Annotated in this window: 11 protein-coding genes; 7 read left to right on the top strand and 4 right to left on the bottom strand. The window is 61.2% G+C overall.

All coding sequences use genetic code 11. From position 1 onward, the window contains the following. Window positions 1–11 precede the first annotated feature (11 nt). Together araD1 and HX814_RS25545 are read right to left on the bottom strand one after the other, a co-directional pair. Entirely contained in the window at window positions 12–1004 is a 993-nt protein-coding gene (araD1, locus tag HX814_RS25540; protein ID WP_177009541.1) for an AraD1 family protein, read from the bottom strand. Window positions 1005–1025: 21 nt separating this feature from the next. Further along, window positions 1026–2348 carry an MFS transporter gene (locus HX814_RS25545; RefSeq protein WP_177009542.1) on the bottom strand — a complete coding sequence of 441 codons (1323 nt, stop codon included), beginning with the start codon at window positions 2346–2348 and terminating at the stop codon, window positions 1026–1028. Between the two features lie 192 nt (window positions 2349–2540). Between HX814_RS25545 and HX814_RS25550 the strand changes: the two genes are divergently transcribed. From HX814_RS25550 to HX814_RS25560, 3 genes are read left to right on the top strand one after another with little or no spacing between them, the layout of a single operon-like run. Beyond that, window positions 2541–4277 carry an IlvD/Edd family dehydratase gene (locus tag HX814_RS25550; protein ID WP_177009543.1) on the top strand — a complete coding sequence of 579 codons (1737 nt, stop codon included), beginning with the start codon at window positions 2541–2543 and terminating at the stop codon, window positions 4275–4277. A gap of 56 nt (window positions 4278–4333) precedes the next feature. Continuing rightward, window positions 4334–5056: a FadR/GntR family transcriptional regulator gene (locus HX814_RS25555; RefSeq protein ID WP_003217775.1), complete on the top strand. Its 723-nt coding sequence runs from the start codon at window positions 4334–4336 to the stop codon at window positions 5054–5056. A 34-nt stretch (window positions 5057–5090) separates the two neighbouring features. Continuing rightward, window positions 5091–5996, top strand: a complete 906-nt coding sequence (locus HX814_RS25560) for a LysR family transcriptional regulator (RefSeq protein ID WP_177009544.1) — start codon at window positions 5091–5093, stop codon at window positions 5994–5996. Here HX814_RS25560 and HX814_RS25565 read toward each other — a convergent pair. Next, on the bottom strand, window positions 5989–6930 hold the full coding sequence (locus tag HX814_RS25565) for a cupin (RefSeq protein WP_177009545.1): 942 nt from the start codon (window positions 6928–6930) through the stop codon (window positions 5989–5991). The two genes, HX814_RS25560 and HX814_RS25565, sit on opposite strands and share 8 nt — an antisense overlap. Before the next feature lie 543 nt (window positions 6931–7473). Between HX814_RS25565 and HX814_RS25570 the strand changes: the two genes are divergently transcribed. After that, window positions 7474–7854, top strand: coding sequence for a RidA family protein (locus HX814_RS25570; RefSeq protein WP_003217799.1), 381 nt, complete (start codon window positions 7474–7476; stop codon window positions 7852–7854). A gap of 238 nt (window positions 7855–8092) precedes the next feature. Beyond that, complete coding sequence (locus HX814_RS25575) at window positions 8093–10081, top strand: U32 family peptidase (protein WP_102369094.1); 1989 nt, start codon at window positions 8093–8095, stop codon at window positions 10079–10081. Between the two features lie 19 nt (window positions 10082–10100). Here the strand turns inward: HX814_RS25575 and HX814_RS25580 are convergent, their stop codons facing one another. Then, a complete protein-coding gene (locus tag HX814_RS25580; protein WP_177009546.1) occupies window positions 10101–11000 on the bottom strand; it encodes a DMT family transporter in 900 nt (299 codons plus the stop codon). Between the two features lie 130 nt (window positions 11001–11130). Here HX814_RS25580 and HX814_RS25585 point away from each other — a divergent pair, with 130 nt between their 5' ends. After that, window positions 11131–11574: an Lrp/AsnC family transcriptional regulator gene (locus tag HX814_RS25585; RefSeq protein ID WP_008433323.1), complete on the top strand. Its 444-nt coding sequence runs from the start codon at window positions 11131–11133 to the stop codon at window positions 11572–11574. 96 nt (window positions 11575–11670) lie between these two features. Continuing rightward, window positions 11671–12525: an NmrA family NAD(P)-binding protein gene (locus tag HX814_RS25590; protein WP_177009547.1), complete on the top strand. Its 855-nt coding sequence runs from the start codon at window positions 11671–11673 to the stop codon at window positions 12523–12525. Window positions 12526–12729: the final 204 nt, after the last annotated feature.

Below are 12729 nucleotides of genomic sequence, written 5' to 3' on the forward strand. Positions count from 1 at the left end.
GCCTGTCTCCTTCAAAGGGTGCCTATGCCGCCAGGTGCCACGCCGCTGTTGGCCACGGCAATGCCGTTGATCAATGGCGCGCCGAATTCGGCCTGGCTGATTTCAAACACATCGCCTGGCTGGGTACGAATGCCGTCGGCAAACGACAAGGTGGCGGTGCCGAAGAAATGGATATGCACGTCACCTGGGCGCAGGAACTGGGTGTATTTGAAATGGTGGTATTCAAGGTTTTCGAGGCTGTGGCACATGTTGGCTTCGCCACTGAGGAATTCGTGCTGCCACAACACCTCGCCATTGCGCACGATACGGCTGGTGCCCGCCAGGTGCCGGGGCAGTTCACCCAGGCGCAACTCGGGACCATAGCTGCAACTGCGCAGCTTGGAGTGGGCCAGGTACAGGTAATTCTTGCGCTCCATCACGTGGTCGGAAAACTCGTTGCCCACCGCGTAGCCCAGGCGATACGGCTTGCCGTCGTGACCAATCACATACAGCCCGGCGATTTCCGGCTCTTCGCCGGCGTCTTCGGCAAACGCTGGCCACGGGAATGGCTGGCCCGGACGCACCACGATGCTGCCGTCGCCCTTGTAGAACCATTCCGGCTGCACACCGGCCTGGCCAGCAGCCGGTTTGCCGCCCTCCACGCCCCATTTGAAGATGCGCATGCTGTCGGTCATCGCGCTTTCGTCACTGGCGTTCTGGTGCATCTTGTCCCGCGCCGACGCACTGCCCAGGTGGGTCAGGCCGGTACCGCTGACCAGCGTGTGGGCCGGGTCCGGGTGATCCAGCGGTGGCAAGATCTTCTGCGCGGCCAGCAGTCTGGCGTAGTCGTGGCTCTCGGCCAGGCCGAGGTGATCTATGTGCTGTTGCAAGGTGACGCCAGCCTCGATGGCGGCGAGTGCCAGGTCGCGTACCGTGCGGGCGGCCCGCACCTCGCGTACCTGATCGCCTTCGACCACGCCCACTCGGCGTTCGCCGTTGTTCAATTCAAACTGCACTAACCCCATGAGTGTTCTCCTGATTGCCAATTAAGTACGCGTGGCGCCACGGGCGCTGGCGGCGAACTGATCGGGCGGCAGCACGTGCCTGCGCTCCAGCAACCGATAGACCACCCCGGTCAACACCACCCCGAACAGCATCACGCACGCCAGGAAGTACAAGCCCGACGCAAGGTTGCCGGTGTACTCCTTGAGGGCGCCGATCACGAACGGCCCGATGTAGCCGCCGAGGTTACCCACCGAGTTGATCAAGGCGATCCCCGCCGCTGCACTCGCGCCGGCAAAGAAACGTCCCGGCAAGGTCCAGAACACCGCCGTGCAAGAAAACAGCGCAAACGCCACCAGGCACAGCGCTGCCAGTTGCCACAGCGGCACTGTCAGCCAGGCGCTGAGGAACAGGCCGATGGCGCCCAACACGTAGAGCACGGCAAGATGACCGTAGCGATCATTCAGGCGATCGGAACTGCGCGGGACGATCAGCAAACCGATGATCCCGAAGATGTAGGGCACTGCCGACACAAACCCGGTGGTCAGGTCGCTGCCGCCAAACTGCTTGATCAAGGTCGGCAGCCACAGGCCCAGCCCATAAATGCTCAAGGTCACCGGCAAGTAGAACAGCGCCAGCAGCAGCACGCGCTTGTCCTTCAGCGCATGCAGCGGGTTGCCGTGCCGGGTCTGGCCGTAGGCTTGCAGGTCTTTGGCCAGCTCGCCGGTGAGCCAGGTCTTCTCCGCCTGGTCCATCCATTTCACCTGTTGCGGCCCATCCGGCAGGTAGCGCAGCACCGGCCAGGTCAGCAGGATCGCCGGGGTGCCGATGACGATGAACAACCACTGCCAGCCGTGCAGGCCGAGTATCCCGTCCATGCCGAGCAAGCCGCCCGCCACGGGGCCGGTGATCATCATGGCGATGGGTTGGGACAGGATGAACAGCCCGAGGATCTTGCCGCGGTGCCTCACCGGGAACCATTGGGTGATGTAGTAGAGGACACCCGGGAAGAACCCGGCTTCGGCGGCGCCCAGCAGAAAGCGCATCACATAGAAACTGTGGGGGCCCTGGACGAATGCCATGCCGATGGTAATCGCGCCCCAAGTCACCATGATTCGTGCGAACCAGCGCCGCGCGCCGAAACGGTCGAGCATCAGGTTGCTGGGGATTTCCAGCAGGAAGTAGCCAATAAAGAACAGCCCTGCTCCCAGTCCATACGCCGCATCGCCGATGCCGACATCCGCGCCCATGTGCAATTTGGCGAAGCCCACGGCCGAGCGATCCACGTAGGCAATCAGGTACAGCAGGATCAGAAAGGGAATCAGTTTCAGCGTGATGCGACGTATCAGCCGCTGTTCCTGGCTCATGTGAGCGGTCTCCGATTGTTATTTTTATAGAGCGTTTCGGGTTGCCTCTCGCGGAAAACCGCCAGGGCCAGGCCTCGTTGAATCGGACTATATAGTAATACTATTTAATCAACAACACTTCCAAACACCCGAATTTACGCCTATGTTAAGCCGAGAATGGATCAATATAGTCTTACAATAAGAGAGTCAGCCATGTCCGAAAAAAAGCCCGTCCTGCGCTCCGCCAGCTGGTTTGGTACCGCCGATAAAAACGGCTTCATGTACCGCAGCTGGATGAAAAACCAGGGGATTGCCGATCATCAGTTTCACGGCAAACCGATCATCGGGATCTGCAATACCTGGTCGGAGCTGACGCCCTGCAACGCGCACTTCCGCCAGATTGCCGAGCATGTGAAACGCGGCGTGATCGAAGCCGGTGGCTTTCCGGTGGAATTTCCGGTGTTCTCCAACGGCGAATCGAACCTGCGCCCCACCGCGATGCTCACCCGTAACCTGGCCAGCATGGACGTGGAGGAAGCCATTCGCGGCAACCCCATCGACGGCGTGGTGCTGCTGACCGGCTGTGACAAGACCACCCCGGCGCTGCTGATGGGCGCCGCCAGTTGCGACGTGCCGGCGATCGTCGTCACCGGCGGGCCGATGCTCAACGGCAAGCACAAGGGCCAGGACATCGGCTCGGGCACCGTGGTGTGGCAGCTCAGCGAACAGGTCAAGGCGGGCACCATTACCCTCGACGATTTCCTCGCGGCCGAAGGCGGCATGTCCCGCTCGGCGGGCACCTGCAACACCATGGGCACCGCCTCGACCATGGCCTGCATGGCCGAAGCACTCGGCACTTCCCTGCCCCACAACGCGGCGATTCCCGCGGTGGATGCGCGGCGTTATGTACTGGCGCACATGTCCGGCATGCGTGCGGTGGAGATGGTGCGTGAAGACCTGAAGCTGTCGAAGATCCTGACCAAGGAGGCTTTCGAAAACGCGATTCGCGTCAACGCAGCCATCGGCGGCTCGACCAACGCGGTGATTCACCTGAAAGCCATCGCCGGGCGCATCGGCGTCGAGCTCGACCTGGACGACTGGACCCGCATGGGCCGTGGCATGCCGACCATCGTCGACCTGCAGCCGTCCGGGCGCTTCCTGATGGAGGAGTTCTACTACGCTGGCGGCCTGCCGGCTGTGCTGCGCCGCCTCGGTGAGGCCAACCTGATACCGCACCCGAATGCCTTGACCGTCAACGGCAAGTCCCTCGGCGAAAACACCCGGGAAGCGCCGATCTACGGCCAGGACGAAGTGATCCGCACCCTCGACAACCCGATCCGCGCCGACGGCGGCATTTGTGTGCTGCGGGGCAACCTCGCGCCACTGGGTGCAGTCCTCAAGCCCTCGGCTGCCAGTCCCGAGCTGATGCAGCATCGCGGGCGTGCCGTGGTGTTCGAGAACTTCGACATGTACAAGGCACGGATCAACGACCCGGAACTGGACGTGGATGCCAACTCGATCCTGGTGATGAAAAACTGCGGGCCCAAGGGTTATCCGGGCATGGCGGAAGTCGGCAACATGGGCTTGCCGGCCAAACTGCTGGCCCAGGGCGTGACCGACATGGTGCGGATTTCCGATGCGCGCATGAGCGGCACGGCCTACGGCACCGTGGTGTTGCACGTGGCGCCGGAAGCGGCGGCCGGCGGCCCGTTGGCCACGGTCAAGGAAGGCGACTGGATCGAACTCGATTGCGCCAATGGCCGCCTGCACCTGGACATCCCGGACGCCGAACTGGCGGCGCGCATGGCCGACCTTGCGCCGCCCGAGCAGCTGATTGTCGGGGGTTACCGGCAGCTGTACATCGACCACGTATTACAGGCAGACCAGGGCTGCGACTTCGACTTCCTGGTGGGCTGCCGTGGTGCGGAAGTGCCGCGTCATTCCCACTAATTGGGACGGGAGCAATGCTATGATGCCGCGTATTTCGCCAGAGTAGCCTCCCTGTTATGGATCAGCAGCCGACCAAGCCGCGCAAGAGCATGCACGCCCAAATCGTCCAGGACTTGGGCATGCACATCGTTTCCGGGCGCTTCAAGCCGGAAGAACGATTGCCCATGGAGGCCACCTTGTGCGAGGAGTACAAGGTCAGCCGCTCGGTATTGCGTGAGGCGACTCGGGTGCTGAGCGCCAAGGGCCTGGTGATTTCCAAGCCCAAGGTCGGCGCCGTGGTGCGCCCACGGGTGCAGTGGCACTTGCTGGACCCGGACGTGCTGACCTGGCTGATGCAGTCGACACCCCACAGCGAGTTTTTCAACACCCTGGCCGGTGTACGTCGGATCCTCGAGCCGGAAATCGCCGCCATGGCCGCGACCACCGCCACCGACGCCGACATCGCCACCATCGAAAAAGCCTACCTCGGCATGGAAACCGCCAATACCCACGAAACGTTGCTGCAGGCCGACCTGGACTTCCACCGGGCGATTGCCGATGCGACCCGCAACGACTTGCTGGCCTACATGTGCAATATGCTGTCGCTGCCACTTCGCGAGTCCATCAACATCACCAACCGTCGCCCCGACATCCAGGGCCTCAGCCTGCCCCGGCACAAAGCGATCCTCACCGCGATCAAGAACCGTGACGCCCTCGGCGCGCGGCATGCCTCCCTGGTGCAACTGGACGATACCCGGGTGGCGCTGGACACCGTGATGAACGTGCTGACGCCGCTGTAGCGCCAGGCAACCCACCGTCAAGTCGAGGCCGCCCTTGGATTACTTCGCTGCGTTAACCGCCTTTGTCGAAGCCGCCGAGGGCAATAACTTCTCCCGTGCCGCCGACCGGCTTGGCATCAAGGCTTCCACGGTTTCACGCTACGTGAAGGACCTTGAACAGGACCTCGGCATCGCCTTGTTCAACCGCTCTACCCGTACGCTGCACCTGACCGAGGGTGGCCAGACATTCCTGACGCACGCACGCCGGGTGCTGGACGAGCTGGAACAAGCCAAGGCGGCCACCTCCGCGCTGAACGAACAACCACGGGGCGTGCTCAAGCTCAACCTGCCGCCCGCCTTTGCCCGTCACCATATCCTTCCCACCTTGAATGCCTTCCTGGCCCGCTACCCGCAGATCAAGCTGGAACTGGTGCTGGACGACAGCCACGTCAACCTGATTCATGCCGGCGCGGACCTGGCGATCCGCATTGGCACCCTGGCGGATTCCACGTTGAAGGCACGCAAGATCTGCGATGAGCGCTACCGGCTGGTGGCCAGCCCGGCGTTTTGCCGGGAGTATCCGGCGCCGGTCAACCCTGCCGACCTGGCTGCCATGCCGGCGATCCTGGGGGCGGCTGACAGTGCATTTGCCAACGGGCATGAGGTGTCACCGCTGGTGCATAAAGACAGCATCCGGATCAACGACCTGGACGCACAATTGATCGCCGCACAACAAGGGCTGGGATTTGCCTTGCTGCCCGACTGGCTGGTAGCCAAACCCATTGAAACCGGCGAGTTGCTGGTGTGGTTGCCTGAGTGGGATATCCGCATCGCAGGCCGTGAATCGGCGGTGTGGTTCGTGTATCCACCCAAGCGCATCGTGTCTTCCAAAGTGCGGTGCTTCATCGACTTTATCGTCGAGCAGATGGGCGAAACACCGCACTGGAAACGTCTCAACTGAAGCGGATATCCAGCGACCGCAGATAGGTTTGCAGCCCGGCGTCCTGGATCGGAATCAGGAAGGCTTCCGTATCGGACTCGTTGAAGTGAGCATGCCAGTAGCCTGGCGGGGTCACGAACGCCAGGCCCGGCGACCAGTCGACCCGCACCGGGTTGCGGATCTGCCCATCGGCGTCCAGTTCGGTGCCCACCAGCGAATAGCAGCCCTTGGGGCAATCAATGATGAAATCCAGCGCAATCGACTGGTGTCGGTGGGGCTTCTGAATCGACCCCGGCGGCAGGATGCCGTACATCGCCCATAGCACATGGGTCACGGTACGGGTCTGCGGGAAGTTGCGATTGCCCAGCAGGATGCTGATACGGCTACGGTCCTGAGCGCGGGGATCATCGGCCGCTTCGCGCAGTTTTGCGTTGGCCAGCTCCGCGGGATACAGCGTCGGCACGAAGCGATCGGCACTGCGGGTCACGCCCAGGTAACGCAACAGCGGCTCATCGTGGACGTAATACAGGCGCGCATCCTCTGATGCGCTGAACCGCGCTTGCTGCAGACCTGGCAGCGCAATGAAGCAGCCTTTGGTCCAGTCGATGCGGTGCGCGCCCTGAACTACACTGCCCTGCCCGGCGATGACATAAAACACCTGTGAGGTGGCGTTGGGGTGCAGTTCCAGCGTATCGCCGGCGTTCAGGCGAATGAAGTTCGCACACAGCCCCGGACCGGTGGCCGGACCTTCGCAACCCAAGGCATCGCTGAGGTCCAGCGGCACTACCCGAGAGGGCCCACTGTCGTACAGCGAGGCCGGGAAGCTGTGATAGGGAATGCGCGTGATCAGGTTGGCGCTGATGGGATTGGCAGCCTTGCTGTATTCAAAGTATTCGGCATCGAGCAGGTGCTGCAGTTGGGTATCGGCCACGTCAGGCTTGAATTCGCTATTCATTATGATCACCTCAATCTACGACTGGATTTCGCATGCCCCGTGGGGCGCTGCGGCGGTGAAAGAACTATAGGCATTCAGCGGCGGTGGATTAATCCCTCATCTTGCACAGCAGTTGTGCGAAATGGGGCAGGCACAAGCCTCTCTTGGTGTACTGATAGTTTGATTCAACCAACTATCAAAGTGCCACTTTATAAATAAGTTAAATATATATACATCAGCGCCCATAAAAAATCCGCCGCAGAGACTGCGGCGGCAAACCAAAGGATGTTGTCGAAGCAGAGCGGCTAAGACAGGGTTAAAACTACAGCAGCGTGCGCATATGCACAGTGAATTTTAATTAATCGAGTTTAATCGGCAGTGCACCTGCGCACGCAACTATTGGCAATTAAACTATCCACGAAACAACAGGCTAGTTAAACAAACACGGTTAATCGTGGACTTTCGTTTTACCTTGCTGCTTCGCCGAAAAGGCCCGGGTTTGCCCCGGGCCTTTTTTTCGGGGACCATATCGGCCTTCTTTCTGATGTCACCCAAGGGAATCCCATGGCCAACCACGACCTCGCCTTCACCCCAGATCTCGACCCGGACTCCATCTCTTCCGACGTCATCGGCTTCAACGGCATCCTCGTCTCCACGCAAATCCCTACCCGCGCCGACGGCAGCCTGGAGCTTGGCGACATCACCCTGCAAAGCGAATGCACCCTGCAAGCCCTCAAGGTGGCCCTGGAACGTGCCGGCAGTTCGATTGACCGGGTCATGCACTTGACCATCTACCTGACCGACATGGCCGACCGCGCCGCGTTCAACGAAGTCTACAAACGCTACTTCGCCAAGCCCTGGCCGGTGCGTGCGGCGGTTGGTGTTGCCGCCCTGGCCGTCGAAGGCATGCGGGTTGAAGTCACTGCGATGGCCGCCAAGGGCTGAGTCAAACGCTCTATATCAACCAACGATTATCAAATGTGGGAGCTGTCGAGCCCCAGCGAGGCTGCGATGGGATCGCCTCGGTGTCACTGATACACGGCGGTGTCTGCATCGCGGGCAAGCCCGGCTCCCACAGTTGAGTGCATTCCAATTTGGGAGCACACCTGGGGCTTGATAGATGTCGATAGCGCATTTCGCAGCTACAATGCCCGCCTCCGTGACAAGCCTGACTAAAAAAACTATGTCCTTGCCCAAGCATCACCTGGAATTGCTCAGCCCTGCCCGCGATGTTGCCATCGCCCGCGAGGCCATCTTGCATGGCGCCGACGCCGTGTACATCGGCGGCCCGAGTTTCGGCGCGCGCCATAACGCCTGCAACGACGTGAGCGATATCGCGCAGTTGGTGGAGTTCGCCCGGCGCTACCACGCGCGGGTGTTCACCACCATCAACACGATCCTGCACGACAACGAGCTGGAGCCGGCGCGCAAGCTGATCCACCAGCTATACGATGCCGGCGTCGACGCGCTGATCGTCCAGGACCTGGGGGTGATGGAGCTGGATATCCCGCCCATCGAGCTGCACGCCAGCACCCAGACCGACATCCGTACCCTGGGCCGGGCCAAGTTCCTCGACCAGGCCGGTTTTTCGCAGCTGGTGTTGGCCCGTGAGCTGAACCTGCAGGAAATCCGTGCGATTGCCGATGAAACCGATGCCGCCATCGAGTTCTTCATCCACGGTGCCTTGTGCGTGGCCTTCTCCGGCCAGTGCAACATCTCCCACGCCCAGAATGGCCGCAGCGCCAACCGTGGCGATTGCTCCCAGGCCTGCCGCCTGCCCTACACCCTCAAGGATGACCAAGGCCGTGTGGTTGCCTTTGAAAAGCACCTGTTGTCGATGAAAGACAACAACCAGAGCGCCAACCTGCGCGCCCTGGTGGATGCCGGCGTGCGTTCGTTCAAGATCGAAGGCCGCTACAAGGACATGGGCTATGTGAAGAACATCACCGCCTATTACCGCCAGCGCCTGGACGAGATCCTCGAAGACCGTCCGGACCTGGCCCGCGCTTCCAGCGGCCGCACCGCGCATTTCTTCCTGCCGGACCCGGAAAAGACCTTCCATCGTGGCAGCACCGACTACTTCGTCACCGACCGCAAGGTCGACATTGGCGCCTTCGACACCCCGACCTTTACCGGCCTGCCGGTGGGGGTGGTGGAAAAAGCCGGCAAGCGTGACTTGCAAGTGGTCACCCATGAGCCGCTGTCCAATGGCGACGGCCTCAACGTGCTGATCAAGCGTGAAGTGGTGGGTTTCCGCGCGAACATCGCCGAGCCAAAAGGCGAGTTCGAAGAAGACGGCGAGAAGCGCTACCGCTACCGCGTCGAGCCCAATGAGATGCCGGCTGGCCTGCATCAACTGCGGCCGAATCATCCGTTGAACCGCAACCTGGACCATAACTGGCAGCAGGCTTTGCTGAAGACTTCCGCCGAGCGCCGTATTGGTGTGTCCTGGGCGGCTCGCCTGCAGGAAGACCGCCTGGAACTGACCGTCACCAGCGAAGAAGGCATCAGCGCCAGCGTTGCCCTGCCCGGCCCGTTTGGCGTGGCCAACAAGCCGGAACAGGCCCTGGAAACCCTGCGCGACCTGCTGGGCCAACTGGGCACCACCCAGTACCACGCCACCGCGATCGAGCTGGATGCGCCGCAGGCGTTCTTCATCCCGAATTCGCAGCTCAAGGCCCTGCGCCGTGAAGTGATCGAGGCGCTGACCGAGGCGCGTATCCAGGCTCATCCACGGGGCGGCCGCAAGGCGGAAACCACGCCGCCGCCGGTGTATCCGGAATCGCACCTGTCGTTCCTGGCCAACGTCTACAACCAGAAGGCTCGCGACTTCTATCACCGCCATGGTGTGCAACTGATCGACGCGGCGTACGAAGCCCACGAAGAAACCGGCGAAGTGCCGGTGATGATCACCAAGCACTGCCTGCGGTTCTCGTTCAACCTCTGCCCCAAACAGGCCAAGGGTGTGACGGGGGTGAAGACCAAGGTTGCGCCGATGCAGTTGATCCACGGCGACGAAGTACTGACGCTGAAGTTCGACTGCAAGCCTTGCGAGATGCACGTGATCGGCAAGATCAAGGGCCACATCCTCGGCCTGCCGCAACCGGGCAGCGTGGTGGGTTATATCAGCCCGGATGACCTGCTCAAGACCATCCCGCGCGGCGCACATTGAGTCGCCGGTGAGCGTCATGCTACGGCGTGACGCTCATCACTGTTTTCGAACGCCACCACCAACCCCGCTGCAACCCCGCCGCCGCGAGCAAAATCGCCGCCACGCCCAGCCATTGCAACCAGCCCAGGCGATGCCCAAAGGCAATCCAGTCGACAAAGATTGCCGCAATCGGGTAGATAAACGACAGCGCCCCGGTGATTGCCGTCGGCAACTTCTGGATCGCGCCATACAGCAGCACGTACATCAAGCCGGTATGCACCACGCCTAAGGTCAGCAATGCCGCCCAAGCATCCATCGATGCAGACAGGCTGTGCCACTGCATCAGCGGTGCCAGCAGCAAGGCACCCGTGCTCACCTGAATCAACGCCATCAAATGGGGCGGCACTTCCTTCAGGCGCTTGATGATCAGCGCCGCAATCGCATACAGAAACGCCGCGCCCAGGGCCAATGCCACACCCGCCAGGTAGTCATCCCCAGTGTTTTGCTGACTGCCATGAGCGGTGACAATCGCCAGCATCCCGACGAAAGCCACGCTCAACCAGGCAAGTTTTTGCAAGGTGATTTTCTCCCCCAGGAACACCGCCGCCAGCATCACCAACATAAACGGCTGGACGTTATACACCGCCGTGCTGATGGAGATGGATGCCCTGGCGTAGGACTCGAACAGCAGCAACCAATTCCCCACGATCGCCACGCCGCTGAGCATCGCCAGCCCGAGTTTGGTGTAGTCCAGCAAGTCCAGGCGCAGATAGCCGAGCAGCCAGCACACCACCAGCAACGTCAGCGCGCCGATCACGCAGCGCCAGAACACCACTTCGACCACCGGCACTCCCGACACCAGCACGAACCAGCCGATGGTGCCGGATATGAGCATGGCGGCGACCATTTCCCATGAACCGCGACGTATGGATTTGTCCATGATTGAGCTCCTCAAGTGAGGCTCAATTATGGCAATCTGGCCTGTAGCGACTCCAGATTCTAAATAAGGCGAACCTTGCATTTCGCCTATTCTTATTAGGCAAACCTGAGCAATCGCTTTCGGAGCGACCATGATTGACAGCATTGACCAGCAACTGATCGCCGCGCTGATGGACGATTCGCGCCTGTCCCTCAAGGCCTTGGCGGGTATCACCGGCCTGTCCTCCCCCAGCGTCGGCGAGCGGCTGCGGCGCCTGGAAGAGCGTGGCGTGTTGAAGAACTACACCGTGGACATTGACCCGAAGCATTTTGGCTATCTGCTGCAAGCCATCGTGCGCATTCGCCCTTTGCCCGGGAAACTGCAGGAGGTGGAGCGCCAGATCCAGGCGATCCCCGAGTTCACCGAGTGCGACAAGGTGACCGGCGATGACTGCTTCATCGCACGCCTGCATGTGCGCACCATGGACCAACTGGACACCCTGCTGGACCGGCTCAACGCGTACGCCGAAACCAACACGGCCATCGTCAAGAAAACCCCGGTAAAGCGCCGGCTGCCACCGCTGGGTGATTCATGATTATGAGTCACTGATGCAGTGACGGGATCGCTATTCTGTCAATCCAGGGCGGTGTTTATGCTTGATCCACACATTGGAACAACAGGCGTAAACACCATGTATGTCATCACCGGAATCACAGGCAAAGTCGGCGGCGCCCTCGCGCGCTTTCTCCTCAACGATCGTCAACCCGTGCGCGCAGTCATTCGCGATGCGGGCAAAGGCGCCGTATGGGCCGCCCTTGGTTGCGAGGTCGCCATCGCCAATATGGACGACGCTGCGGCCCTCACTGAAGCATTCAAGGGTGCCACCGGCGTGTTCATCCTGCCGCCTTCGGATTTCGACCCGGAGCCGGGTTTTCCCGAGGCGCGCAAGGTGATTGCCGCCGTCGCTCAGGCCATTGAAGCTGCGGCCCCGCAGAAAGTTGTTTGCCTGTCGACCATCGGCGCCCAGGCCGAGCACCTGAATCTGCTGACCCAACGCACCTTGATGGAACAGGCGCTGAGCGCGTTGAACGTGCCGGTGACCTTTTTGCGTCCGGGCTGGTTCATGGAAAACGCCGCCTACGACGTAGCCACCGCCCGCGAACACGGAGTGATCCACAGCTTCCTGCAACCGCTGGATAAGACCGTACCGATGATCGCCACCGCCGACGTCGGCCGCCTCGCTGCGCAATTGTTGCAGCAACACTGGAGCGGGCGTCGGGTAGTTGAGCTGGAAGGCCAATGGGTCAGCCCGAACGACATCGCTCGCACGTTGACCGAAGTGCTTGGTCGTGGTGTGACAGCACAGGTGGTGCCTCGCGATGCGTGGGAGCCGATGTTTCGTGAGCAAGGCGCGCAGAATCCAATGCCGCGCATGCGCATGATTGATGGGTTTAACGAAGGTTGGATCTGCTTTGAGCAGGCGGACGTGGTTAAGGGTGAGACCACATTGCTCAAGGTGCTGCGGGAGTTGGCTGCACAAACCTGATGCCATGCCTGCAAGCCAGCTCAGTGATTGGGTACATATCCGTTATTTGGGTAACGGCGGCGTATGGTTTCGCTCTTACAGCGAGTCACTTTGCAAAAGCGGCAAAGTCCACCAAACGGCATTGCTCCGCGGGCCGCCGCTCCGCAATACCTGCGTTCGGCCTCGGACTTATTGGGGCAGTCAGATCAAAATCAAAAGCAAGAG

Origin of the sequence: Pseudomonas sp. C8002, from assembly GCF_013385765.1 — a bacterium.
Lineage (GTDB): Bacteria > Pseudomonadota > Gammaproteobacteria > Pseudomonadales > Pseudomonadaceae > Aquipseudomonas.